Origin of the sequence: Pseudomonas sp. EL_65y_Pfl2_R96 (assembly GCF_963970905.1) — a bacterium.
Lineage (GTDB): Bacteria > Pseudomonadota > Gammaproteobacteria > Pseudomonadales > Pseudomonadaceae > Aquipseudomonas.
The window spans coordinates 38,980-64,704 of record NZ_CAXAQH010000006.1 but is presented as its reverse complement, the minus strand read 5'-3'; the positions used below and the strand labels follow the sequence as shown (position 1 = coordinate 64,704).

The 25,725-nt window shown below is 57.7% G+C and carries 13 protein-coding genes; 8 read left to right on the top strand and 5 right to left on the bottom strand.

Features of this window, described 5'->3' with window-relative positions; translation table 11 throughout:
* Nucleotides 1-161 precede the first annotated feature (161 nt).
* The 3 genes from AACY49_RS08985 to cbiE are packed head-to-tail and all read right to left on the bottom strand — an operon-like array spanning nt 162 to nt 3,194.
* The gene (locus AACY49_RS08985) at nt 162-896 is read right to left on the bottom strand and encodes a cobalt-precorrin-6A reductase (RefSeq protein WP_339523088.1); all 735 of its coding nucleotides are present in this window, start codon (nt 894-896) and stop codon (nt 162-164) included.
* Nucleotides 893-1,990 carry a cobalt-precorrin-5B (C(1))-methyltransferase gene (locus tag AACY49_RS08980; protein WP_339523086.1) on the bottom strand — a complete coding sequence of 366 codons (1,098 nt, stop codon included), beginning with the start codon at nt 1,988-1,990 and terminating at the stop codon, nt 893-895. The genes AACY49_RS08985 and AACY49_RS08980 overlap by 4 nt, the downstream gene beginning before the upstream one ends.
* Nucleotides 1,983-3,194 carry a precorrin-6y C5,15-methyltransferase (decarboxylating) subunit CbiE gene (gene cbiE, locus AACY49_RS08975; RefSeq protein ID WP_339523084.1) on the bottom strand — a complete coding sequence of 404 codons (1,212 nt, stop codon included), beginning with the start codon at nt 3,192-3,194 and terminating at the stop codon, nt 1,983-1,985. Before cbiE ends, AACY49_RS08980 begins: the two co-directional genes overlap by 8 nt.
* 144 nt (nt 3,195-3,338) lie before the next feature.
* Between cbiE and cobG the strand changes: the two genes are divergently transcribed.
* The 6 genes from cobG (at nt 3,339) to AACY49_RS08945 (ending at nt 22,499) form a co-directional block, all read left to right on the top strand.
* Nucleotides 3,339-4,661: a precorrin-3B synthase gene (cobG, locus tag AACY49_RS08970; RefSeq protein ID WP_339523082.1), complete on the top strand. Its 1,323-nt coding sequence runs from the start codon at nt 3,339-3,341 to the stop codon at nt 4,659-4,661.
* Nucleotides 4,654-5,280 (top strand): precorrin-8X methylmutase, encoded by a 627-nt coding sequence (locus AACY49_RS08965; protein WP_007937188.1) that lies wholly within the window; start codon nt 4,654-4,656, stop codon nt 5,278-5,280. Before cobG ends, AACY49_RS08965 begins: the two co-directional genes overlap by 8 nt.
* A complete protein-coding gene (locus tag AACY49_RS08960) occupies nt 5,280-6,011 on the top strand; it encodes a precorrin-2 C(20)-methyltransferase (RefSeq protein ID WP_258700795.1) in 732 nt (243 codons plus the stop codon). The genes AACY49_RS08965 and AACY49_RS08960 overlap by 1 nt, the downstream gene beginning before the upstream one ends.
* Nucleotides 6,011-7,714 carry a precorrin-3B C(17)-methyltransferase gene (gene cobJ, locus AACY49_RS08955; protein ID WP_339523079.1) on the top strand — a complete coding sequence of 568 codons (1,704 nt, stop codon included), beginning with the start codon at nt 6,011-6,013 and terminating at the stop codon, nt 7,712-7,714. The genes AACY49_RS08960 and cobJ overlap by 1 nt, the downstream gene beginning before the upstream one ends.
* Nucleotides 7,715-8,302: 588 nt before the next feature.
* Complete coding sequence (locus AACY49_RS08950; protein WP_339523077.1) at nt 8,303-15,388, top strand: TcdA/TcdB pore-forming domain-containing protein; 7,086 nt, start codon at nt 8,303-8,305, stop codon at nt 15,386-15,388.
* 76 nt (nt 15,389-15,464) lie between these two features.
* A complete protein-coding gene (locus tag AACY49_RS08945) occupies nt 15,465-22,499 on the top strand; it encodes a TcdA/TcdB pore-forming domain-containing protein (protein ID WP_339523075.1) in 7,035 nt (2,344 codons plus the stop codon).
* 122 nt (nt 22,500-22,621) lie between these two features.
* Here AACY49_RS08945 and AACY49_RS08940 read toward each other — a convergent pair whose 3' ends face one another.
* Complete coding sequence (locus tag AACY49_RS08940; RefSeq protein ID WP_339523073.1) at nt 22,622-23,272, bottom strand: hypothetical protein; 651 nt, start codon at nt 23,270-23,272, stop codon at nt 22,622-22,624.
* 242 nt (nt 23,273-23,514) lie between these two features.
* Between AACY49_RS08940 and AACY49_RS08935 the strand changes: the two genes are divergently transcribed.
* Both AACY49_RS08935 and AACY49_RS08930 read left to right on the top strand, forming a co-directional pair.
* Nucleotides 23,515-24,339, top strand: coding sequence for a hypothetical protein (locus AACY49_RS08935; RefSeq protein ID WP_339523071.1), 825 nt, complete (start codon nt 23,515-23,517; stop codon nt 24,337-24,339).
* A gap of 59 nt (nt 24,340-24,398) precedes the next feature.
* The gene (locus AACY49_RS08930) at nt 24,399-25,106 is read left to right on the top strand and encodes a hypothetical protein (protein ID WP_339523069.1); all 708 of its coding nucleotides are present in this window, start codon (nt 24,399-24,401) and stop codon (nt 25,104-25,106) included.
* 16 nt (nt 25,107-25,122) lie between these two features.
* On the opposite strand, the gene AACY49_RS08925 is transcribed toward AACY49_RS08930, so the two are convergent.
* A complete protein-coding gene (locus AACY49_RS08925) occupies nt 25,123-25,719 on the bottom strand; it encodes a MarC family protein (RefSeq protein WP_017336334.1) in 597 nt (198 codons plus the stop codon).
* Nucleotides 25,720-25,725 lie beyond the last annotated feature (6 nt).

The window sequence follows — 25,725 nt, the reverse complement described above, 5'->3', positions numbered from 1 at the left end:
TGTAGCGGTATCGATTGGAAATGCCGGATGAGTTGAGGCTAATCCACAATCCTGTGGCGAGGGAGCTTGCTCCCGTTGGACTGCGCAGCGGTCCCTTTCTTTTTTGAGATAGGGGGGCCGCTTCGCGGCCCAACGGGAGCAAGCTCCCTCGCCACAATTATTTACGCGTCCGTTAGATTGCGCTTCCCCAGTTCTGCCAGCACCTCATCCACCGCCTCAAACCCCCGCTCAACCCCCGGCAACACCGGCCGCTTCAACACCAGCACCGGCACTCCACGTTCCCGCGCCACTTCCAGTTTCGGCTCGGTGGCGGTGCTGCCGCTGTTCTTGCTGATCAGCACATCGATCTGCCGACGCTCGAACAGTTCGCGTTCATCCTCGATCAGAAACGGCCCACGCGCGCCGATCACTTCGCAGCGCTCGTTACCCGGATAAACGTCCAGTGCACGCAACGTCCAGAATTGCTCCGGCGGGATTTCGTGCAGGTGCTGCAACGGTTCGCGTCCGAGGGTGAACAGCGGTCGGCGGAAGGGGTTGAGCGCTTCGATCAGTTCGGCCCAGTCGCTGACTTCGCGCCAGTCATCCCCGGCTTGTGGTTGCCAGGCCGGACGCCGCAGGGCCCAGCAGGCGATGCCGCACAATTGCGCGGCGGTGGCGGCGTTCTGGCTGATTTGCGCTGCATAGGGATGGGTCGCATCCAGCAGCAGGTCAATGCCTTCATCCCGGATGAATTGCGCCAGACCTTCAGCGCCGCCATAGCCGCCGACGCGAACCTGACAGTTCAGATCCGTCGGTACACGACCGACACCGGCCAGGCTGTAAATGTGTTCCGGGCCCAGACTCCGGGCGATGGCCAATGCTTCAGTCACGCCACCGAGCAACAACACACGCTTCATTGGAAAACTCCCGCATGGCCGACAATCCCGCCCTGGCGATCGATGGCGAACACTTCGACCTGAACCTGCGCCGGCACCACGCTGCGGGCAAAGTCCAGGGCGTGCTGACACACCGCGTCGCCGAGCGCGATCCCGGCGGCGCTGGCCATCGCCAACGCCTGCTGACTGGTATTGGCGTCGCGGATCGCTTGTTGCAACGCCTCATCGGCGCCGACCGCTGCGGCCCATTCAGCCAGTTGCGGCAGGTCGATACTTGAATGCCGACTGTGTAAATCCATGTGCCCGGCCGCCAGTTTGCTGATCTTGCCGAAGCCGCCGCACAGGCTGAGTTTATCCACAGGCACTTTGCGCAAATGCTTGAGCACCGCGCCGACGAAGTCGCCCATTTCAATCAGGGCGATTTCCGGCAGGTCGTAGACTCGGCGCATGGTGTCTTCGCTGGCGTTGCCGGTGCACGCGGCGATGTGCAGGTAGCCGTTGGTTTTGGCCACGTCGATGCCTTGATGGATCGAGGCGATGTAGGCCGCGCAGGAGAATGGCCGGACGATGCCGCTGGTGCCGAGGATCGACAAGCCGCCGAGAATCCCCAGTCGCGGGTTCATGGTTTTCAGCGCCAGGGCTTCGCCGTCCTCGACGTTCACCGTGACCTCGAAACCACCCTGGTAATCCAGCTCCTCGGCCAGCCGCGTCAGGTGCTCGCTGATCATCTTGCGCGGCACCGGGTTGATCGCCGGTTCGCCGACGCCCAGCACCAAGCCGGGCCGGGTGACGGTGCCCACGCCACGGCCGGCGCTGAAGCGGATGCCCGGCTCGCGGTGCAGGCGCACCTGGGAAAAGAGCAGGGCGCCGTGGGTCACGTCCGGGTCGTCGCCGGCGTCCTTGATCGTTCCGGCTTCGGCGCCGTCGTTCATCAGCCGACAGAATTCCAGGCGCATCTGCACCCGTTTGCCTTTGGGCAGAATGATCTCGACGGCGTCCGCTTCCACGCCACCAAGCAGCAGGCGTGCCGCCGCGAGGCTGGTGGCGGTGGCGCAGCTGCCAGTGGTCAGGCCGCTGCGCAGCGGGGCGGGTTGTTCGGCGGTTTCGTCACGCATCGAGGGGTTTCGTCACGTCCAGCAGGGTAATCGGCAGCGCCTGACGCCAGGTGTCGAACTCGCCCAGCGGTTGCGCCTGAGCGACATGAATGCGGGTCAGTTCACCGCCATGCCGTTCGCGCCAGGCCATCAGGGTCACTTCGCTTTGCAGGGTGACGGCGTTGGCGATCAACCGGCCACCGGGTTTGAGTTGCGCCCAGCAAGTGTCGAGCACGCCTTCGCGGGTGACGCCGCCGCCGATGAAAATCGCGTCCGGGCGTTCTAGCCCGGCCAAGGCTTGCGGCGCGCTGCCGCGAATCAGTTGCAGACCGGGGACGCCCAAGGCATCGCGGTTGTGTTCGATCAACAGCTGCCGCCCTTCATCAGCTTCGATGGCCAGCGCCCGGCAACTCGGATGAGCGCGCATCCATTCGATGCCGATCGAACCGCTGCCAGCGCCGACATCCCACAGCAGTTCGCCGGGTATCGGAGCAAGGCGGGCGAGGGTGATGGCGCGTACATCGCGCTTGGTCAGTTGGCCGTCATGCTGGAAGGCTGAGTCCGGCAGGCCGGCCAGTCGGGACAGGCGCGGGGTGTTCGTTTCAGCGATGCATTCGATGGCGATCAGGTTCAGGTCGGCGATCGCCGGGTCAGTCCAATCGTTGGCGACACCTTCGATGCGTCGTTCGGCTTCGCCGCCCAGATGTTCCAGCACGGTGAGGCGACTCGGCCCGAAACCGCGCTCGCGCAGCAACGCCGCGATGGCCGCCGGACTCTGACCGTCGTTGCTCAACACCAGCAAGCGCACACCACTGAACACATGGGCGTTGAGCGCGGCGACGGGGCGGGCGACTACCGAAAGCGTCACCACGTCCTGCAACGGCCAGCCCATTCGCGCTGCCGCGAGAGAGCAAGAAGAGGGCGCCGGCAGAATCAGCATCTGTTCGGCGGGCACTTGCCGCGCAAGGCTGGCGCCCACGCCAAAGAACATCGGGTCGCCGCTGGCCAGCACACAAACCGGCTCGCCACGCTGTGCCAGCAATGGTTCAAGGGAAAACGGGCTGGGCCAGAGCTGCCGCTCGCCGCGAATGCACACCGGCAATAAATCCAGTTGCCGCTGGCCGCCGAAGATCCGCGAGGCGCCCAGCAGGGCGCGACGGGCGTTCTTGCCCAGGCCCTTGAAGCCGTCTTCACCGATACCTACTACTGTCAGCCAGGGTGACATCTGCCGTCCTCAAAAAAAGTCCACAAACGGACTGTTCCGACGGGCAGGCTTTTCATGCCGTCGGACAAAGCAGGCATAATACCGCGCCTTCGCCCGCGAAGCGCCTTTCCCACACAGCCGGTCGCCCCTTTGAACGAACGCCCGATGTCCACCGCCTTACGCCCCTCGGCCTGCCCGGGGTTGCTGCGTATTGTCCCGGCACTGGATGGCGGTATCTGTCGGATCAAATTGAATGGCGGCTCGATCAGCGCGGTTCAGGCTGAGGCGGTGGCCAGTGCGGCCGAACGCTTTGCCGGGGGCGTGATCGAGGCGACCAACCGCGCCAACCTGCAGATTCGCGGGATTGGCAGCGAGCAGGCGGCCTTGATCGACAGCCTGCTCGCCGCAGGATTGGGCCCGCGTACCGCGGCGGGCGACGATGTTCGCAATTTGATGCTTAGCCCGACCGCCGGGATCGACCAGCAGATGTTGCTCGATACGCGCCCGCTGGCCGAACAGACCCTCACCAGCCTGCAAAGCCATGAGCGTTTTCACCAGTTGAGCGCCAAATTTGCCGTGCAACTCGATGGCGGCGAAAGCCTGGCGATGCTCGAACATCCTCACGACCTGTGGTTGAGCGCCGTTGAGCAAGAGGGTGAGTGCGTGCTGGCCTTCGGTCTGGCGGGTTGCCCGACCCAGACTCCGTCGGGCGCGGTACGACTGGAGGACGGCCATGCGTTGGTGATCGCGGTGCTTGAGTTGTTCCTCGATCTGGCGCGTCCCGATCAGACGCGCATGCGTCATCTGCTGGCCGAATACCCGGTGGCCGGGTTTGTCGCTCAAGTGGCCGAACGTGTGCCGCTACTGTCCATCGTGAACGAGCCGCGCGTTACGAACTCAAGCGTTCTGCACTCTCGTGTTCTGCACATAGGCGCTCATCCTCAGCGTGAAACCGGTCGTGTCTATGTCGGCGCGACGCCGCCTCTGGGCCGGCTCGATCCCGCCATGCTTCGGGGCGCGGCACAACTGGCCCGTGAACGGGGCGATGGCAGTCTGCGCTTCACACCTTGGCAAAGCCTGCTGCTGCCAGATATCCACGAAGACGACGCCGCTCAAGTTATCCACAGCCTGGAAAGTTTGGGCCTGCGCTGTTCGGCAGACGATGCCTTGGCGCATCTGATCGCCTGCACCGGTTCGGCGGGTTGCGGCAAAGGCCTGTCCGACACCAAGGGTGATGCCCTGCAACTGGCGGCGTTGCTGCAACGTCACGGCCAAGTCTTTGATGTGCATCTGTCTGGCTGCGCGCGTTCCTGCGCGGCGGCGCACGTCACGCCAGTGACTTTGCTGGCCGTCTCACCCGGTCACTACGACCTCTATTTTCGCGATGCAGCGCAGCCGGGTTTCGGCGCGCTGCACGCACGCAACCTTACTATTGAAGCGGTCGTGGCCTTGCTCGACGCCCGCTCACGGAGTTCCTTTGATGCTTGATTACATCCGCGACGGTCAGGAGATCTATCGCAACTCCTTCGCGATCATTCGTGCCGAGGCCAACCTCGCGCGCATTCCGGCCGACCTGGAGAAACTCGCGGTGCGAGTGATCCACGCTTGCGGCATGGTCGAGGCCATCGACGGTCTGCAGTTTTCCGAAGGCGCCGGCAAGGCCGGGCGCGATGCACTGGCCGCTGGCGCGCCGATTCTGTGCGACGCGCGGATGGTCAGCGAAGGCGTGACCCGCGCGCGTTTGCCTGCCAATAACCCAGTGATCTGCACCCTGCGCGACGACAGCGTCCCGGAGCTTGCCCGCGAGTTGGGCAATACCCGTTCCGCCGCCGCGCTGGAACTGTGGCGCCCGCACCTGGAAGGCAGTGTGGTGGTGATCGGCAATGCGCCGACCGCGCTGTTTTATCTGCTGGAAATGCTCGACGCCGGTGCCCCGAAACCGGCGCTGATCCTCGGCTTCCCGGTGGGCTTCGTCGGCGCCGCCGAATCCAAGGCGATGCTCGCGGCGGACAGCCGTGGCGTTCCTTTCGTCATCATGCAAGGCCGGCTGGGTGGTAGTGCCATGGCCGCCGCCGCCGTCAACGCCCTCGCCACGGAGATCGAATGATGCAGCAACCTGGACGTTTGATTGGCCTGGGCGTCGGCCCCGGTGATCCGGAACTGATTACCGTCAAAGCCTTGCGCCTGCTGCGCGAATCACCGGTGGTGGCGTACTTCGTCGCCAAGGGCAAGAAGGGCAATGCGTTCGGCATCATCGAAGCGCATCTGCAGGACGCACAAACCCTGCTGCCGCTGGTTTACCCGGTGACCACCGAAGCGCTGCCGGCGCCGTTGTCGTACGAACAAGTGATCAGCGATTTCTACGATGCCGCCGGCGAAGAAATCGCCGCGCATCTGGATGCGGGCCGTGACGTGGCGGTGATCTGCGAAGGCGATCCGTTCTTCTACGGCTCCTACATGTACCTGCACGATCGTCTGGCCGAGCGTTATGAAGCCGAAGTCGTGCCGGGTGTCTGCTCGATGCTCGGCGGCGCGTCGGTACTCGGTGCGCCGTTGGTGTATCGCAACCAGAGCCTGTCGGTGTTGTCGGGTGTGTTGCCCCACGAAGACCTCAAGCGGCGACTGGCCGATGCCGATGCGGCGGTGATCATGAAACTGGGGCGCAACTTCCCCAAGGTCCGTCAGGTGCTGGAAGAGCTCGGTCTGGCGGAGCGCGCGCTGTACGTGGAGCGCGCGACCATGGCCAACCAGAAAATCGTGCCGCTGGATCAGGTCGAGCCGATGTCTTCGCCGTATTTCTCGCTGATCATCGTTCCCGGTGAAAGGTGGCAAGGCTGATGGCCCATTCCGCTCCGGCGATTGTCATTCTCGGCAATGGCAGCCTCGCGACCGCACGCAAGATTGCGCAGCTATACCCTGGCGCACTGATCCATGGACTGGCCGCACGGGTGGAAGGCGCTGACCGTGTTTATCACGAGTTCGGCGCAACCCTGCGCGAGCTTTATCAACAGGACACGCCGATCATCGCCCTCTGCGCGGCGGGGATTGTGATTCGTACCCTGGCACCGTTGCTGCTGGAGAAGGGGGCCGAGCCACCGGTGCTGGCCGTGGCTGAAGACGGTAGCGCGGTGGTGCCGCTGCTTGGCGGCCTCGGCGGGGTGAATGTCATGGCGCGAGAGATCGCTGCCGGATTGCAGGTCGCTGCGGCGATCACCACCAGTGGTGAATTGCGCTTTGGCACCTGCCTGCTCAATCCGCCCAGCGGTTATGCCCTCGGCGATCTGGAGCTGGGCAAGCGTTTCGTCTCTGACCTGCTCGCCGGGCACAGCGTGCGTATCGAAGGGGGGGCGCCGTGGTTGGATCAGGCGCAACTGCCGGAAGATCCGCAGGCGCAGCGTTCGATCCATGTCGGCACTGCCGAGCGTGAGGCGAGCGCCAACGAACTGCTGATTTATCCGCGCAGCGTCGCGGTGGCGGTGAGTGCCGAAGTGGCTGATCTGCCGAACAGGGTTCGCGCGGCATTGCAGCAGGCGAAAGTGGCAGTGCAAGCGTTGGCGTGCCTGGTGGCGGCTGATGATTTGATCGCCAGTGCGGCATTGCGTGAAGCGGCGCTGGAGCTCGGAGTGCCACTGCGCTTCGTTGCGGCGGCAGCCGATGGCGGTGAGTTGGCGCGCAGCGCGGTGCCCGATGCAACGATCATTGCGGTGGCGCAGTGCCTGGCCATCGCCGTCGCCGCGCAGCCATTGGATGTGACACAGATTGGCCGCCCGCGCGGGCGTCTGGCGGTGATCGGTCTCGGACCGGGCGCGGCCGAATTGATGGTGCCTGCCGTGAAGGCCGAACTGGCGCGGGCCACCGACGTTCTGGGTTACGAAACCTATGTGCGCATGGCCGGTCCCTTCCGCTCCGATCAGGTGCAGCATTGCACCGACAACCGCGAGGAGATGCAGCGTGCCCGTCACGCCTTCGAACTGGCGGCTCAGGGCCGTTCGGTGATCGTGGTGTCGTCCGGCGACCCGGGTGTGTTCGCCATGGCGGCAGCGGTGCTTGAGGCGTTGCACGAGTCGAGCGATCCGGCCTGGCACAACGTCGATCTGGAGATTCTGCCGGGGGTTTCCGCTTCCCTCGCGACGGCCGCTCAGGCCGGTGCGCCGCTGGGGCATGACTTCTGCGTGATGTCGCTGTCGGACAACCTCAAGCCGTGGTCGATCATCGAGAAGCGCCTGGATCTGGCTGCGGAAGCGGATCTGGCGCTGGCCTTCTATAACCCGATTTCCCGTTCGCGGCCATGGCAGTTGGGCCGTGCTCTGGAAATCGTCGCACAGCACCGTACGCCTGAAACCCCGGTGGTTCTGGGCCGTGATATCGGGCGGCCCGGCCAGACGCTGCGGGTGACCACACTCGGTGCGCTCACACCGGAGCAAGTGGACATGCGCACCATGGTGCTGATCGGCTCGTCCACCACCTGCGTGTTCCCCCGCACCGAAGGGGGTGACTGGGTATACACACCGCGCTGGTATGGCAGCAAACCCCTCTGCTGAACCCTGGCGGCCCGTTCGGGCCGCCTTCATCACCTGAATCCCGCTATTTCCCCGATTGTTACGGCATTTGTGGGCGTAAGCCTGTTCGGTCATTTGAGTGGGATTGGGTTATCTGTCCAGGAAGAACTTTGATCCTGCGTTGTAGGAAGTTTTACTTTGATGTCGGTGTTTTTCAAGGCGTGACAACTCATTACTTAATACGATTGTTATGAGGTCAGGCTTATAAAGGGTTTTTTCACGGCTCTAGTGTATAGGTCGCCACTCCACGAGTTAGTGTGCATGAATCTGTAACATTGAATGTGATATTGGCTTCGTAATTAATTGAATTTCTTGTTGCTTGAGCAATGTTCAAGTGGTGGGTTAGTTTTGCTTTTGTGTTTTTGATATTGGTTGATTTTATAAAGCTTATGTAACGTTTTACTCAATGTTAAATCTGTGGGTGTTCTCGATGCTCGTCTAGGAATGGCGACGCTTTTTTGTACTTATTGCAAGTCAGTGGCGTGTGCGAGTGCCTGAACGTGGGTGTGGGATCATGAATGTCTAAAGTCGATCCCGGCTATTTATATACGATAAATGGAAGTGTTGTTTATGAGCGAGTCTAAGTTCTCGATTGCGGATGGCTACGTCAATTTTGTGGATCTGTTTAAACGTGAGGACCTTGAACAGGCCTTGATATCGCGCAAGGGCACCGATCAATACGATGCGGTGTTCCGATATTACTCCGGTTGTATCGGTATGCAGGACTCCCCACAACTGTTGGAGCCGTTGGGGCTGCTCAAGCAAGCGTTGGGGGCCTTGGAGGGCGGTGGCCGGAGCCGCCGCGCCGCCGCGTCGGAACCGCCAACGAGTCCTGGCGTTGCCGGGGCTCCTGATTTGGCGGACATCTACAACAGAGTGGAGGGTTTCGAGGCACGCCTGCACAACGGCCTTGAACAGCTGAAGTTACCCGCCACCGAAGTGCCGAAAAATCTGCATTTTGTCTGGCTTGGGGGCGGCGTAGGGGAGATTCAGCGCGACTACATCAACATTTGGAAGCAGGTGATGGCCAAGGATGGCTACGGGCTGAATGTCTGGTATGACAGTGATGGGTTGCTGGTACACGAAACCAACCGAATCATTGTCGAGGCGGCAAAGGCTGATGTGTTGTCCGGTGAAGGGCAAAAGGTTACCTCCGGCCATGATTTGGCCGATCTTTATGAAGAACGAGCCACGGCGTTGAAGCGCCAGATGTACAGGCACATCAATCAGGCGATCGAACTCGGTAAGAGTGCTGATCAGGCGCGCATGGACTTACTGGTTCGCGGCTATGGTCAGGACGAGGCAATCTTGCAGACCCTGCGGGATAAAAATGCTCAAGTCATGGCCAGCCTCAATGATGGACACACCCGGTTGCGCGATGTTCATGAGCTCCAGGCATTCTCTCGGCTGGGAGGTTTTTATAACCGTGAAATGTCTTTGCGCGGCAATCTCGCAGCGGCCTCGGACATTGTGCGGGTAGTGGTCGAATACGGCGAAGGCGGGATTTATAACGATGTGGATTTCTTGCCGCCGCTTGTTCAGAAACTGGCAGGCATTGCAATTAACGAACTGGAGTTCGACGCACGGCTCGGTATTTTGCAGCTGTTACTGGACCACAATCCTCACTGGATGCCGAACCGCCAGAATTTGCGCAGTCGCTATACCAACTATATCGGGCGAATCCCCGCGACGCACCGCGATGCCCTGGAGCGGTTTGCCAAAAGTGCGCCTGCGTTAGAACAGGTGTTTGCTCCACTCAAGGATCGCAATGTTCAGCCCGACAGTTTGCGGTTGGCGATGATCGACAACGGCGAGTCCAATGCGCTGATTATTAGCCATCCAGGGTCGGCCGCGCTGGAAGCCATCATCGAGCGCTTCGAGATCCACCAGCGTGTACTGCTGGCAGTTGAACTTCAGGCCGACAAGCGCAAAATCAAATACCACGATGGCAATAGCATTTATAGGTTAACGGAGGAAGTGCTCAGGGACGAATTCGATATCTTCGATCAAAAAGCCGGCGGCGATGATTTTCGGGCCAGTGACTTGTGCAGGGGGATAGGCGATTACTTCAGTGACGGCATCCGTCCCCAAGCTCAGGGCTCGATATTCTTGACGGGGCCGGGGGCTGTGCGGGCCGGTCTAGTGGACTACGAAAGCAAGCTTTTGACGCCGGGTGGCGCTGATGCATTTCGGGATGCCTTACGGTTGCACACAGGGTTCAACAACGCAACGGAGGAGGATAGGGACCACTCGTGGAAAGAAAACGCTGAGAACATGGAGGCTTGGCTCGAAGCGGAAAAAAAGCGCTGGACCGACGGCGAATTGAAAGCCCATTACAAAGGAAACATGGCAGAACTGCTCAAGCACCAGAGCATTGACTTCGATGAAGGCTGGCCGGTGATCGAGGGGCGCCATGTATTGTCCACCGACCTGTTGCAGCATCTGGCTGATGAGTTGGGTGAACCGTTCATGCGCATGATGAATCGCCGCCATAACGGTGCGGTGACCTTCGACAAGGCTGTCTCACTGAGCTTCGATGAGCGTCAGTCGATCCGCGCCCAAAGTGCCAGGACACTGCCCCCTGCATCATTGAGCGATCCGCAGACGCAACAGTTGTCGCTTGATGAACTCTTGAGTCGACTCGCCAAGGGTAGTGTCGAAGTCGCTCAGTTGAGCCCCTTGCAACGTCTGTTGCTCGGTGCCTTGACCGGCGCGCAAACCCTGGATAATCGCAGCCTTGATGCGGCTCGCCCGCAGTTGGAGAAGCTGGCCAGCAACCTCCGCGAACTGGGGACGGCGGGCCGTTACTCGGTGATCGAGTACGCGCTGTACCAGCGCCAGGCTCCGGCTTTTCTGGCCGGGCTTGTAAGCCCTGTCGATCAGCCACCGACGTATTCCGAAACCGCCTTGGGACTGAAGAAAGATGCACTGGAACAACCGCTGACTTTGCGCCAGTGGGGCAAGCAGGTCGCTAAAATTCAGCGCGTGGCGAAACTCGAATACCGCGACCGGATCAGCGAGCAAATGGGAGAAGTGCTGGCGAGCTTCGATCAAGGCACTTTCAAAATGGTGCCACAGGACTTGTTGCTCGAAGGCACGGGCGACCGGGTCGCCGGGCGCTGCTACCCATTGGCGCTGGCCATGGCTGCTGCTCTTCATAAAGGCAACAATGCGGCAAACACATTGCGGGAGCGCTTTTACCTGGCCGTCACTGAGCCTGAGGCCAGTGATTCAAGGGTGTTTGTGAACATGATCGAAGAGCTGCGTGATGCCCCTGTCGATGACATCGGCAAGCCATTGATGCGCTCTGAACTGACTCAGATCGTAGCGATGCTGGAAGAGAAAACAGCCACTACTACCATGATGCTCAACTCGGACAACCACTCGATGCTGGTGGCGAAAGTCTTCGAAGGCGAGCGCAGCATTTATCTTCTTTACGACCCGAACTTCGGAATCTGCGAGTTTGTTACACCCCTGGCGTTCAATGATGCATTGACGCACTTTTTCGTCAGTAAGCAGATGGCCAGGCATTACGCAGCCTTTGGCGATGCGCAGAGGCCGACCTTCGATCTGATCGAGCTCGACGGCGTCAGCCTGAACAAGATGGTGCTGGCGTCCGGTATCGAAGTGTCAAGCTTGTCCAAACCCGGCGCTTTGCCTGAACAAACGCTGTCACGGGTTCGACAACGCGTGGCCAGTGCCCGTGGGCGATCGCTGGTGAGCAATGTAGCGCTGGGCAGCTCTTTGCTGGAGTTGGATGCTCACTGGTGGGGAGAACAGATCGCCCAGGCGACAAGGCAGTTGCAGACCCAGCACCAATTATCGGCGGATGCCGTCCCGTTGTTCGAGACGTTGGAGGTTACGCCGAGCGGGGAATACAAGATCAGTCTGGTCGACCCCAAGGTTGAGCAGACCATGGCGCATGTCACGAGTGATGATCACCGGTTTCTCAGGATAAAGGCGTTTCTCTCCGGGCTTTTCGAGACGTTGGCCAGCAAACAACGGTCGCCAGTCTCCGAGTTCGATCCGACTGAGGCGGGCAGTGTCCATACGCTCAATGCCGGTTTCACCATACAGGCTTTGATGAACGCGCTGCGACATCATGAAGGCGCGGCAAGTGGTGGTGACAATGCGCTGACCACCGCTATTCGCCTGCATGCTTATGTGAACTATGCCCAGCTTGCCCATGGCAATGTCGTGGATGTCATTGGCATTGTAAAACTGGTTCGCCAGGCACTGGACGATGAAAAGCTGATCGCCAGAACCAGCGCGCCACTCGTGCAAAGAGCCTTGGGGCATATTGCCAACGAAGGGGTGGGTACGGTGTTGGGACTGGTGAATGTCGGCTTTGATATTTACCAATTGAGCCACGCAGCCAATGACATTGAAAAGGCACAGTTCGGGACGCAGTTGGCGTTCGACTCCGCCAGCGTGGTATTGGCCGCTGCAGGCCTGGGTGCCGCACTTGCAGGTGCGGGTACGGTTGCTGCGGTATTGGGAGGCGGCGGGGTGATTCTGGGCGGGTTGGCGGTGGGCGTTGCTGCGCTGGCCGAAGGTTTTGCCACCATTGCGGAGGAGGCCAAGGAGGTCGCGCTGTTTTTCGATGGGCTGGAAAAGGCTTATTTGCAAGGCGGCTATCACCTGGATAAGGCGTCGAATGCCTGGATTGCACATCCATCGCTGGTATTCGCCGAGTTGGATTTGCACGCATCCACTGTCCGTTTCGACAGCCCGAAGCTGTTTCCGCTTCGGGACCATTTTGGGGTTCCGGATTTCGACGTGGATTACGCTCGCGCCACCGACATTCGCCAGGGTCTTGAATTGCCCGGCTCGGCACCTTTCTCACCGCAGGCAGGGCAAACGATCGTTCTGCCTTGCACACCCAAGACGTGGTACGGCTACGAATACAAGTTGCTGCCGTTTGTCACGTTTCGTCATGCCGGTGGATTCGACACGGCACGTCGGCTGGAGAAAAAGAACGAACAGGGGCAATGGCAGTTCCTGTTTTCGTTCTACTCATTTCCCGGTGAGTACGTGGTCAACCGGTTGAACCCCGTATACAAGCCAACGGTTTTCAACGTTCGTCTCGACAACATCGAGCGCTCTCTGGTGGTGCCCGTGCTGCCGAAGATGTGGCACGGCATGGCTTCCTACCGGATAGAAGGGGCAGGTGCTCTATGTTCTGTACTGCTCAACCCAGGTGTGAGCCTCGAACTCAATGCGCCGGGTCATAATGCGATGCGCTGGGTGCTGCTGGCTCCCTGGCTGGCGGAGGCAGACATCCGGATAGAAGCCGCGGGTCGACTTGTTTCAAACACCTTGGATGTGAAATTCAGTGGCAATGGCGCTCACGATGTATTGCTCAAGCTGGCTGGTAACAAGATCATGCGCGTTGATCTTGTTGCCCTGCGGTTGGAGGTGGTCGAAGAAGATGCGGATCCGGCGCTCGGGGAGCAAGCGTTGCTGGATCATTTCAAGTCACTGGCCCTTGAGCATCGACTGGCCATGCCATATACCCCCGTTCATGAGTTTGTCGTTCCATTCGAAAAGCCGGATGAGCCCAGGACGGTGGCCGCGTATTACGACTCGGCTCGGGATCGCTTTCTGTATATACGCGATTCGAAAGTGATATTGGCCGATGAGGCCATATTGGGAGCAGTGGCGGAGGACTTTGCCTACTTCTATCACCCTGAGAGTTTTGATGTCTGGCAGGTCGACGCAACCACCGGCACGCTGGTTCAGAGCTATCGTCTACTCATACCGCAGGGCAAAGCGACCATTATCCGATGCGAGGTGACGGCCCATGGTGCTGTCCAGGTCGTGCAGCAGTTCATTCGAAAGGACGGTCAGCATGATGAACTGACCTACCTGATCCATGACCGTGCGGTGTGGCTAAGTTCGATCACCCTGGGTCTGGTTCCCGCACTCCAGCCAGTTCTGGACGCGGACAGGCTGACTGACTGGAAGCAGGTGCTGGGCGATTATATATTGCCGAGAGAATCAACGAATACCGTGAACTGGCGTCCCGGTGCACTGGTATCGATTTGTTGGCAGCTGGATGACAAGCGTCGAGATCTGATCTGGGTTCGGGACAGTGACGGCTTGACCATCCGTGCACCGGCCAGGCGTCACCGTTTGCGGGGATGGACAGACTCGATCAAGGCTTTGGCCGACCTTCTGCTCATCGCTCCCGCTGGGGTCGAGGGTGAAGTGTTTGTCACCTTCGACAAAACTGACCGAAGACTCGTGCGACAGCAAAGGTCGACAGTGAATGGTCGCGCGCAATGGTCCTCCAGCGGAATCGGCCCTCAGGGGTTGAAAAATGTTGTCGCCGTTGAGCAGGGCTTTCTTGCGCTGACCGACTCCGGCCTGTTCTTTAATATGATGCCGGACGGGCATCTGCGATTGGGCGGGTTGACTGAGTCCTGGCTCAAAGATCGAACCCAATGGTGGTCCGCACTCGCAACGGTGGCGACACAGTACCCGGTGTCGAGCTTTGCCATCCTGGGCTTGACAGGCTTGCAGGGCAATGCCGGTTTGTGCGCCTGGTACCTTGATGATCGACTGCTACTCGCGGACCTGGGGCAGGGGAAAGAAGTACGGTTGCTGAGTATTACTCCGGACAACCAGGCCGTCTGGCTGTTCGATCTTTCAACCGGCAAGATTGTCCGCCAAGGTTTTATCGATCCGGACCACTTGGACGCGGCATTTGCCCAGGGAACGAAGCTGTTACAGGCTGAGGCATTGCCGACCCCCATGCAGGAGTGGGCGCCCTGGACCTTTATCGACGTGACAGTGGAAGGCGCTGGCCTGAGGGCAACGACTCGTGAAGGCGTGGAGATGGATTTACAGCACAACGAACCGGCACGGATTACGGGCGTTGACAGCCATTGGGTCGCTGCACTGGAAGGTGAATTGCGTGACGGATTGGCGGCGCTGGCGAACGAACATCGATGCGCTGACTTTCTTTGCGTCAAAGACCCTGACTACTTGCAATGGTACGTGGTCCGGACCGGACGGTTGATCCGGATTCCGACTATCGACACTGCCGCGCAATACGCGCTGGTGGGCACTCAGAATCAAACCAATGTGATGCTGCACGAATACGCGGATGGTTTCTTGCACACCTATCCGCAAGAAAACAAGGTCGGGCCCCTTGTCTATATTCAGCGAAATGACGAAGTCCTAACGGTCGAAGGGCCGAAGATGGGCAAGGACCTACTCCCGTTGATTGCCGATGATGTCAGCATCCTGGTTCTCAAAATAGGTCAAGGTTCGATAACCAGTCGGCTTACCAGGGCGGCGTGGTTGAAGCTTGAATCGGTCATCGTCGATTGCCGCTATTCACTTGATCACACGCCTTCGGTCCCAGGAAAACTGATCTGGGATATCGTAGTTGTGGATCAGTTGTGGGTGAACCGGGTTGATGAACATTTGGTGATTGTTGATTCCGACAGCGGACACAGTTTGATCTTCCGTCAGGTATTTGCGGTGGACCCAGCCTTGCGCGGAGATGTATTTCTGGCAATGAGCGGCTATCAGTCCTTTGCGGTATCGACACTGGTGAGTGCACTGCTCGCCAGAAAGGACACCTCGAACAGCATATTGCTCAATAAACTTTTGCCGGTCGGAAAAGTAGAAACAGTCGAAAGTTAAATTCTGAAAGCTACTCACACATTGGACCTGTTCAGTGTGTGAGTGGCTGTCGATTTTTATTCATAAGGAAATGATAGTGAACAGTAAAACCCCTGTAGCGCTTAATCAAGCTAACGCTCTTTCGACATTGTTTGAGCGCAGCGAGTTGGAGTCGGCGTTGAATGGTTTCGAAACCGTGCCGGAGTATGATGCAGCCTTGCGTTACTACGAAGGTGCTGTCGAAGCATCGAGTCCGCAGGCCCGGCTGACGCCAGTAAGCCTTTTGAAGGAAACACTTGAATCAATAAGTCCAAGGGGTTCAAGTACCGCGCTACAAGCAGTTCAGGATAAGTTGGCGGACTACTTGCGGCGTTTAAATACAACAGTCGAACTGTTGAGTGCTGCCAAACCTGTGCCAAAAAAGTTGCACTTTGTCTGGGTGGGCGGCGCCCTGTTCGGGGATAATCAGCGCGACTATTTCAATATCTGGAAGCAAGTGCTGAGTAAAGACGGGTATACCTTGAATCTTTGGTATGACCCTGATGCGCTGATGGCTTTTGATACCAATCGGATTATTACCCAAGCCGCCAAGGCGCATGCCATGGAGACGGGTGGGGCGGAACTGACCCGGCTCAAGGATCTGTTTGAACTTGTCGAACGTCGTGTGGTGGTTCTGCGACAGCAAATGTTCGAACACGTCAAAGCTGTTCAACAACGTGGCGGCAAAGGTGACGATGCGCGCATAGATTTGTTGGTCAACGCCTATGGGCAGGATCGGGTCACGCTTGAAGCCGCGAGGGCGCGATACCTGGAGAGTCACTTGGCGATGGCGGGGGAGCACGTTCGGGTACGCGATGCCCGCGCGGCATTCAGCTCTCACTTTCTGTGGGACGTCTATGAGCGCGAAGTGTCGTTTCGCGGGAATCTGGCCGCCGCTTCGGATGTGGTTCGACTTCAGGCGCAAAGCCTGGAGGGCGGTACTTACAGTGACCTGGACTATCTGCCGCCATTGGTCGAAGAGTTGGGCGGTGTAGACATCAGCAAGTATTCCTTCGGTCAAAAGTTGGGTGTCTTGCAGTTGTTGCTCAATGGTAATCCTGCCTTGATGCCCAAGCGTGACAAGAATAGGTACAAGAGTCACGTGGAGTCAGTACCCGTCGAAGACCGGGAAGCTTTAGTCAAGTTTTCAGAAAGCAGTCCTGACGTGCTTGATATTTTTGCCGCGACCAAAGGGCTGACCGTTCCACAGGAAGGTGTTCGTTTGGGAACGGCGCTTGGCAACAAAGAGATGAACGCTTTCATCATGGCTCATCCTGAGTCCGGAATGGTTGATTCGATCATGAAGCGCATTCGCAGCAATTACGACTTGCTGCTCGATGTGGAACAGAAAATCATCGAAACGGGTGCTCATTGGGATAGCGATTTGGCCGGGCAGTTCGCTCAAGAAATCCTTCAGCGGGAAAGTGAGCTGACACACCGTCCCCTGGACTATAGGGATCCGAATATTCCCAAACTGTTCAACGCCATAGGTAATTACCATCGCGACGGAATCTATCCCCAGGCCGCTGGGACGATTCTCTTGACCGGGCCCGGCGCTGCCATTTGGGGGATGGACGATTTTATGCAAGCCAACTGCGCTCCGGACACTATGGCGCAGCTGAAAGATCAGCTGAAACTCGACACCGGATACAACCGTGCGACAGAAGAAGAGACCATTAGCGGGTGGGTCGACAATGTCACAGAACATGAAGAGTGGGTGTCGAAAGAACAGCAGAGTTGGCGCGACGGCAAATATAAGGCTCGATATACCGGCAATCTTGCGGAGTTGCTGAAGGGGCAGACCCTGACCTTCAAACAAGGATGGCCAGTCATCGAAGGCAAGCCGGTTTTGTTGACTGACGTGCTGCAGCGACTGCTCGATGAACAGGGCGAGCGCTTCATCCGGGCGATGAACGACAAGTTAAGTGGCGAAGTAACCTTAGACAAACCGCTGTCCATCAGTTTTGCTGAGCGCCAGCAGATCCTGGCACAAACGGTCAGCGAACTGCCGAAGTCGGACGGGGCGCAATCGGTGGGCAACCTGAACGAAATGTTCTCCCGCATTGAACATGGTTCGCTGCCCTTGAACCAGTTGAGCCCTTTGCAACGGGTCGTGCTCGGTGGTCTGTTCGGAGCGCATACCCTCGACGAACAAGGTTTCGGCGAAGCCTGGAAGGCTACTCGGGCTCTTGCCTCCAATACCGCCGAGCGTGGCCTCGCGGCGCGTTATGAAGCCATCGAGCAAACGCTGCTCAAGCAAAAAAATCCCCGGTTCGAGGCCGGCTTCAAAAAGCCGTCGACGTTTCACGGGGATGTCCCTAGTGCGCAAGTGCTCAAGGTGCTGGCCTTCGCGGAGCCGATGAGTGTCCGACAATGGGGTGAGCACGTTGCCAGGATCAGGTTCCAGGCCGAATACGAGCTGCGTCACCTTATCTTTGAGCGCAGCGCCACAGTGTTGGAAACTTTCATTGCGAAGGGCGCTTCCAGCGGGAGGTTGATGCCTCAGGGATTGCTGGTTCGGGGTGAAGGCGATCCCGGAAGACGCTGTTATCCACTGGTGTTGGCCATGGCAGCGGCCCTTGAAAAGGGCCCCTCGGCCGTGGACGCTCTGAGCGGCAGGCTGGCCAATGCCAACCTCTCGCCCGACGCCAATGAAACCCACGCTTTTCTAACAACCCTCGATGAACTGCGTACGGTGCCAATGGCGCGGTCGGGCATCCTGTTGGGTGCGTCCCGGCTGGATCAGGTCATGCATGCACTAGAGACCAGGACGTCTACCTGCACCTTGATGCTCAACACCGAAAGCCATTCCCTGCTGGTCGCAAAAATCGTCAATGGGGGGGCGAGTGCCTACCGCTTCTACGATCCGAATTTCGGTGTTTTCGGGTTTGAACAGGCGCAGGACCTGAACCGTGCGCTTGAGCAATTTCTGAGCAGCCCGGAGCTGGCCAAACTGTATGACATCAGTCACTTGATGGACGCAACGTTCAACGTCGTCGACCTCAATGGCCCGGCTATCGCCGATCAGCCGCTGCCATCACACAATAATGTATCGGGTTTGTTGAGCCATGATCCGATCAGTCCCGGTGTGACGGTGACACCATGGGAGCATCACGCCGCGTTGAGGGCGCGTTCGTTGTCGGAAAATGCCCGACTGGGGCGTGGACTGAACGAACTGGACGCTCGCTACTGGGCAGGACAGATTCAGAACAGTGCAGCTCGTCTACACGCGGAAAACAACCTTGGGCGAGACTTTGCGCCGGTGTTCGACAGTGTGCGAGAAATGCCTGGTGGTCAGTATGAAATCAGCCTGGTCAATCTCAAGGACCCCGCGCGCACCGTCAGGGTGTCGAGCTCTGACAGTGTACTGTCGCGAATCCGCTCTTACCTGACGGAGACTTTTCAGACGCTGTCGGTCAAGCCGTCAGTACCGGGCAAGGTCGACCCGACCGACGTCAGCGCCGTGCATACCCTGAATGCGGCTTTTACGGTTCAGGCGTTGCTGATGGCGCTCAAGTCCCATGAGCAAGTCAGCGACATCAATGAAGACCGGAGCCTGACGACTGCCGTGCAAATGCATGGCTACCTCAGTTACGCGCAACTGGCGCATGGCAATCTGCTCGACGTCGTGGAACTGGTCAAGTTGTTCCGGGTGGCGTTGAGCGATGCACCACTGGTGGCCCGGACCACCTCCTCGGTGGTGGTCAACGCGTTGGGGCATATTGCCCGGGACGGTCTGGCCACAGTGCTGCAACTCGCCACTCTGGGTTTCGATATCTATCTGCTGGCCAATGCCAAGGACGATCTGCAACAGGCGCAATACGGCACGCAATTGGCGTTCGATTCGACGGGGTTGGCACTGTCGGTGGCCGGTGTGGGCGCCGGACTGGCAGGTGCCAGTACGGCCGCTGCGTTTCTTGGCGGGGCCGGAGTGATCCTCGGCGGGTTGGCCATTGGTGTGAGCGCACTGGTCGAAGGGTTCAACGGCACGTTGGAACGAGGGCGGCGGATCGGTCAGTACCTGAATCGCGTCGACAATGCATATCGCTCGGGCGGTCACTCGGTCAGAGAGGGGGTGTTTTATCCGAATCCTTACGCGGTCATTCGCGAGATTGATTTGCGCAACAAGCAATTGACGTTCGACAGCCAGGAAATTTTCTCGGCCAATACCTCCACGCTGCACCCGCCGGAACCGAATATCGATCGTTCAAAAGCCATCAATATTCGACAGCACTTCGGGTTATCGGAGCATGCCACGATTACCGATCCGACGACCTTTCAGGCCCTCGTGCTGCCTTGCGTGGCCAAGACCTGGTTCGGGTTTAATTATTCGGCGCTGCCGTTTTCGACCACGCGTTCCGAGCATTTTGAAACTGCACTGAAACTGGAGTACGACGCAGCAGGCGGTCGCCAATTCTGGTTTACCTTTTACAAGTTTCCCTCCGAGTACATCTTGCATAATCTGTATCCGGTGGAAGTCGAGACAACAATCAACATCTTGTTGGATGAGGAACCACGTTCGTTGCTGGTGCCCGAACTGCCAAAAATATTGCGCGGCAAACTGTCCTACAGCATTGAAGGTTTGGGTGGCCATTGCGCATTGACACTCAACCCGGGTGTGCGATCAGTCAGTTTGTCACAGGCTCAGAAATCTCGTCCGATGGCCTGGACGCTACATGCGCTCTGGTTGAGCGAAGAGGATATTGATGTCGGCGAGGGTCAGCTGAAACTGGGGGCTGTCGATGTCCAGGTCATGGGTACGCCTGAATTGATTGTCCAGACTTCGCATAACTCGTTTCGGGTTGACTGGACAGCGCGGCAGGTGTTGCTCGAAGAGCTGGAGGCCGACCCGTCTGTCGACACTGCAACGATCCAGGCTCGGGTCAGGAAACTGGCCCGCACCAATCGTTTGGCCAGCCCATTCACTGCGGTACAGAATTTCCCGGTTCCGTTCGCAGACCCGCAAGAGCCACAGTTGACCACGGCTTTTTATGAGCAGGCCCGTGATCGTTTTATCTACGCTCGCGACTTGCCGCCAGCGCTGGCAAACCAAGCCAGGCTGGGCGCGGTGATGGGGGAGCAGGCGTATTTTTATTGCTCCCGTGAAGCGCTCATCTGGCGCTCTGACGTGGTCACTGGGCAGGTCCATCGATTCTATCGTCTGATGGATCCGGTGCCCGGTTCGAGTATTTCGGTGTTTCAAGACCTCGGGCACGGAGTCATCCGCATCGTTCAGCAGGTGACACAGCGCACCGGGCGTGAAGCCGAGGTGATCTACCTGTTGGGCGAGGAGGAAGTGAAGCTGATGGCGATCGCATGCCATCTGACCGAACGTCAGCACAACCTGCTGCTCAAGGATGTGATGAAGGGGTGGTCAAACTTCTTTTGGGATTACGAACTGTTGGTCAAGGATTCGAAACTGTGGCCTTTGACTCAAGTGAAGGTCGTGGACTATAAGCCGGCGGCGTTTGTCTCGATCACACCGTTGACTGAGGGTAAGAAGGATCCGGTCAGCACTTGGGTGCGTGACGCCGATGGCTTGGTGATCCGTCCGGATATGTCGCAGACAGAAGGGCCAGGCGGGCCGGTGAGCCCGTTATTGCTGACACCTACCACGAGTGCGGGCGATGTCTTCCTGTTCTATGACAAGCACAATCACACTCTCTATCGCCAGAAGATCGGGCCGGCAGTCACTGGCGTGGATGCGCAGGCCGAGCGCATCGATCTCTACAATGTGATTGAGGTCGTCGCCAATGAAGGGCGCTATGTCGCGTTGACCAGGGAGGGGCTGTATTTCGATATCGATGACCAAGGGCGATCGCAGCTGGCCGCGATAACGGAAGACTGGCTGGAGGATGCCAGGGGGCCGTTGGGCATTGGTTTTGAGTGGTGGACAGAGGTTGAGGCTGTTGCCAGGGAGTATCAAGCGTTGAGCTTTGCGATTCTTGGTCTGGGTAACGGCAGGGGAGGCGCAAAGCTGTGCGCCTGGTACACCGACCATCGATGGTTAATGGCTGACTTCGGGCCGGAAAAGGTGGTGCGGTTAGTGGCAACGACGCCAAATGATCAGGCGGGCTGGCTGTTGGATGTGTCCGCTGGCCAGCTCTATCGTCAAGCGTTTTTTGAGCCTGAAAAACTACAGATACTCTTTGAAAATGGCCAGCAGCTTCTGCGGCAGGACCTGCTGCCTGCGCCTCAAAAGGTTTGGTCGCAATGGTCTTTTGCTCACGTATGGGCACATGAAACCGGTCTGCGAGGGCGAACGCTTGAGGGCGTCGAACTCGAGATGCGCTTCGGTGAGCCGGCACGTATTGTCGGCGTCACGGGAGATTGGGTGCTGGCGAAGCAGGGAGCGAATGATCCTTACGATGCGGGTGTGAGGCACGCCTTGAAAGCTTTGGTGAGCGAGCATCCCCACGAAGCGTTTATATCGATTGGCGGTCACTCGGGGTATCAATGGTACGTCGTGGACATTGATCAGGTGGTTGGCGAGGTCAATACGGGCCTTGAAACCCGACTGCTGGGTGTTCGACAGAAAAAAACGGCCTTGCTCCACGAAGTGCCCAGCCAAGTGACTTACAGCACTTCGAGGGACGTATGGCTGGAGAGCAGCGTTGCACGTCGGGAGGGCGAGGTGTTGTCGCTGGAGTTTCAGGGCGAACTCAAGGACCTTATGCCGTTGATACCTGACGGCGTCAGTCAGTTGGTCTTGAGTTATGGATCGAGTGCGATCAGCTGCTGTTTGTCGAGCGCTGTCTGGCAGCAGCTTGAGTGCATTGTGGTTGATGGTCGCCGTTCGGTGATGCCGGGCACATTGATCGTAGAGACGGGCGCCCAGGATACCTGGTGGGTCAGTCGGGTCGAAGGGCAGCTGCTGTTGACTGACCCGGCCACAGGGCACACGCTGATCATGCGCGATCAGTTCGCCGATTCAAACTCGTACAACCCGGTGACGCTGCGCCTTCAGGTGCATGGCGCTACGATGACTGTTACCCAGGATGACTTGGTGCAAGTGTTGGCTATCGAAGATGAAGACAATCAGCTTGCGGCACTCTTGACGAAGATGGCCGTCACGGAACCTTTGACCCCTTAAAGATGATCTGTGGCGCGAGGTGATGGTCTGTGGAATGGCCAGCCTTGCGTTGCGCGCCTCTGCGGGGCGTTGTTGCTTCAATCGGAGCAGCAACGCCTTTCGGGGCTCATTTATCGCAGGGTTTATGGCTGTCTCTTCGCCAAGGCAAACCGCTTCATGATTTGATCTCTGAGTTTCTTCTCCATGAGTTCCCTTTTGGTGTCGAGTACCTCTCTGTCCAATTTAAGAAAGGCACTCTGCTGGACGATTTTTGCTGTTTGTTTCTCCCAAGACCAAAACAAAAAGCCGCTCTTCTCGGTATTGGCAACCAGTTCGAGATTAAAAACCGCCATATGAAGGTTTCCACTTGAATCGTAACGCGAGGGTGCTACCTGGAAGCGACGCCCTTTACGACTCTCTTCATCCAGTGAAAGCACGACGGGCTTTTCGGGCTTCAAAGCATCCAGGGTGTCGATCATGGCGTTCCCTTGCCTTGAGTCGCTCATGGATTGCGCACTGCGTACCAGGAGGTCGGCAACGCTCCCGGTGATATCCGAGCGTGTACGTGTCCTGATGACGCCTTCATGGAGCGACCATCCCAAAAACATCAACGTGCGAACATATTCTTCCAGCCAGTCTTGTGAGTTGGCAAAGCGGCCATGGCCGAGGTCGGCTGATCTTGTTGCAATTCGCGTGCAGTCTGTCATGTCATCAAAGTCTTGCAAGGATAGTTCGTCAATACACGAGATAAGATTGTGGCCTGTGACCATTCCGCAGGGTGTGTTGTTGCTCATAAGTATTCCTGATTAATTTTGGTAGTTGCTTTGCGTGCAAAGTAACTCAAGTAGATTGCATTTGTTGAGATGAAGTAGCGCTATGGAATTTGTTCTTAATATGTTTCTTGCTTGTTGGCCGGGTGAAGGGGTTGTTGTACATATGTGGAATCAAGATTCGGTTTGTTCGTTGGAGTGCTGTGCGATAAATTCAATGCATGCCCACAGGGAGCATGAATTGACTCATCAAAGGAATGTTGAATATGGAAGTTATGGAAAGTGCCGTTAGCCTTGATAAAAGCGTTGCGTTGATAAAGGCGCGTATTAGTAAACGCCAATTAATGCAGCCCTCTGTTGCTCGCGTAAAGGCATTTGCAGCAATAGACCCTACTAGTCCAGCCAAAGAATTGGATGCCGCAGTATTGTCCGATACGCTGGTGGGTTATGGCGCAAATATTTCCCTTGAAAACATGGCGATTATCGAAAATCTGATTAAGTTTTCGAAGCTGGAGGCGAGCTATGAAGTTCCTGGCAATGATCCGAAAGCCTGGTACCTCGCCTTTCTACAGTGCATGGATGAGGCGGGTTGTCTTGTCGCGGACTCCGGTTATACCGCCTATGAGAAGAGCTCTCATCAATTGACAATGGATAACATTGTTACCGATATTATCAAGGCTGGTGTTGAGGCGGCGAAAGCGGCAATTCCAGGGGCAACGGCTCTCAGCGCAATTGTCGACTCGACATTGGACGCGCTAAAGAAGGAACCTGAAGCGATTGATTTGTTTCATCGTGAAGTGACCAAAAGCAAAGGCGTCAGGTTGACGGTCATGCCATGTGACCAACTGGCGAACGGTCTTATTATTACGTCGTTAGCGTCGATCGATAGCGACGGTGGCGACAAGGAAACCGGGGTTGTTTTTTTCGACTGGAAAACATCCAGTCGTACTATCTTCCGGGGTAACTCTTACATTACCTTTAACCCCCTTCGTTATGCGGCAATAAAGGAGGATCTGGAAGGGTACCTTGGAAAGTATTATAAGGCGGTCCTGAGTAAAAGGTTTCAGCGACGCAAAAACGAGGCCCAATAAAACCTGTCAGGCCAGTGACCAATGTCACTGGCCTGTTTTTAGGCGGGGGGAGTACGGAAGTGAGATATTCTTTTTATTTAAATGCATGCAGTCTTCTGGTCGTGCCGCAGGCTTTATTGCCTGCCAGGAAACAAGACGTGCTTGATACTGTTCTATTTTCTCAACTTGCAGCTGACGAGGATTTTCCTGGCGGTTTGAATGACTCGCAATGGTTTGAGGTCTTTACGAACACCTTATCTGCCTGTGGTTGGACCTTTTACGCGAAGGAAGACACAGATGAGGTGTTTTCCAGGTCTTTTGATGCGACGTTTTCAGTGAGGAGGGTACTCGCCGAATCCGTTAACCGTAATTTTCCCGAACATCAGGTAGCGGCTGTTTCAGCTGTAATGAATAAAGTCGCGACGTTGTCGCCCGATTCGGACGCGGCACAAGTCTTTCGAGAATACTGCCTCTTGGGGGGCGGCGCAGAGACGACGCGGGTAAGGGTGATGACAGGTATTGTGGAGGCGGATGGGTTTTTGAATATGACGTCTGTGTCTTTCGCTACTCGCGGAGCAATAGGCGAACATGTCTTTGAGAAAGAGATTGGGTTGAATAAAGTTGACGGTGCCGTGAGACGCCGGTTTTACCGGGCTCGTTTTAATCAGGATCACTTTAACGAATACAGGGAAGACACCGTGCAGTGGTTAGGGGGGCTTCGGGGCACTCAATGTATCGAGATTGAGCCCTCTCTATCGATTGGCGAAAGCGAGGGCCGAGGGCTTTAAATCCTGCCTTGTGTATTCAGGGAACCAGATAGCCTTTCACGCCGGTAAAAATAATTTGCGCCGCCAATGCGCACACGAACAGCCCCATCAATCGGCTGACAATCTGCAAACCCTGATCACCCAGAATCCGTTCGATACGGTTCGACAGATACAGCACTACGCCGACGGTGAAACTGGCCAGGGCAATGCTGAGAATCGCCGTGAGTTTGTCGTCCCAATGTGGCTGACTCACGCCCATCACCAGCAAGGCGCCGATGGTGCCGGGGCCGACCGTCAAGGGGATGGTCAGCGGGACGATAGTCACGTCCTGTTGCACGTTGTCGGTCTGCACCGCCGATTTGCCTTGGGCCATGCCCAATGCCGAGATAAACAGCACACTGCCGGCGCCGATGCGGAAGGCGTCCACGGTGATGCCGAAGACATTGAAAATCACGCGACCGAACAGATACAGCAAGACGCTGGAAACCAGGGTGGCGGTTGCCACTTTCCAAGCCAGGCGTCGTTGCTCCTTGCGCGAATAGCCGCGAGTCAGGCTGATAAAACAGGACAACACGAAGAACGGGCTGTAGAGCACCAGCATCTTCAGGTAAACGCTGAACAACACGTGGAGCATGGTGCA

What these genes read in the sequence shown, in the direction of transcription:
- AACY49_RS08985 (WP_339523088.1), bottom strand. Translation starts at nt 896, where the DNA reads ATGAAGCGTGTGTTGTTGCTCGGTGGCGTGACTGAAGCATTGGCCATC.
- AACY49_RS08980 (WP_339523086.1), bottom strand. Translation starts at nt 1,990, where the DNA reads ATGCGTGACGAAACCGCCGAACAACCCGCCCCGCTGCGCAGCGGCCTG.
- cbiE (WP_339523084.1), bottom strand. Translation starts at nt 3,194, where the DNA reads ATGTCACCCTGGCTGACAGTAGTAGGTATCGGTGAAGACGGCTTCAAG.
- cobG (WP_339523082.1), top strand. Translation starts at nt 3,339, where the DNA reads ATGTCCACCGCCTTACGCCCCTCGGCCTGCCCGGGGTTGCTGCGTATT.
- AACY49_RS08965 (WP_007937188.1), top strand. Translation starts at nt 4,654, where the DNA reads ATGCTTGATTACATCCGCGACGGTCAGGAGATCTATCGCAACTCCTTC.
- AACY49_RS08960 (WP_258700795.1), top strand. Translation starts at nt 5,280, where the DNA reads ATGCAGCAACCTGGACGTTTGATTGGCCTGGGCGTCGGCCCCGGTGAT.
- cobJ (WP_339523079.1), top strand. Translation starts at nt 6,011, where the DNA reads ATGGCCCATTCCGCTCCGGCGATTGTCATTCTCGGCAATGGCAGCCTC.
- AACY49_RS08950 (WP_339523077.1), top strand. Translation starts at nt 8,303, where the DNA reads ATGAGCGAGTCTAAGTTCTCGATTGCGGATGGCTACGTCAATTTTGTG.
- AACY49_RS08940 (WP_339523073.1), bottom strand. Translation starts at nt 23,272, where the DNA reads ATGAGCAACAACACACCCTGCGGAATGGTCACAGGCCACAATCTTATC.
- AACY49_RS08935 (WP_339523071.1), top strand. Translation starts at nt 23,515, where the DNA reads ATGGAAGTTATGGAAAGTGCCGTTAGCCTTGATAAAAGCGTTGCGTTG.
- AACY49_RS08925 (WP_017336334.1), bottom strand. Translation starts at nt 25,719, where the DNA reads ATGCTCCACGTGTTGTTCAGCGTTTACCTGAAGATGCTGGTGCTCTAC.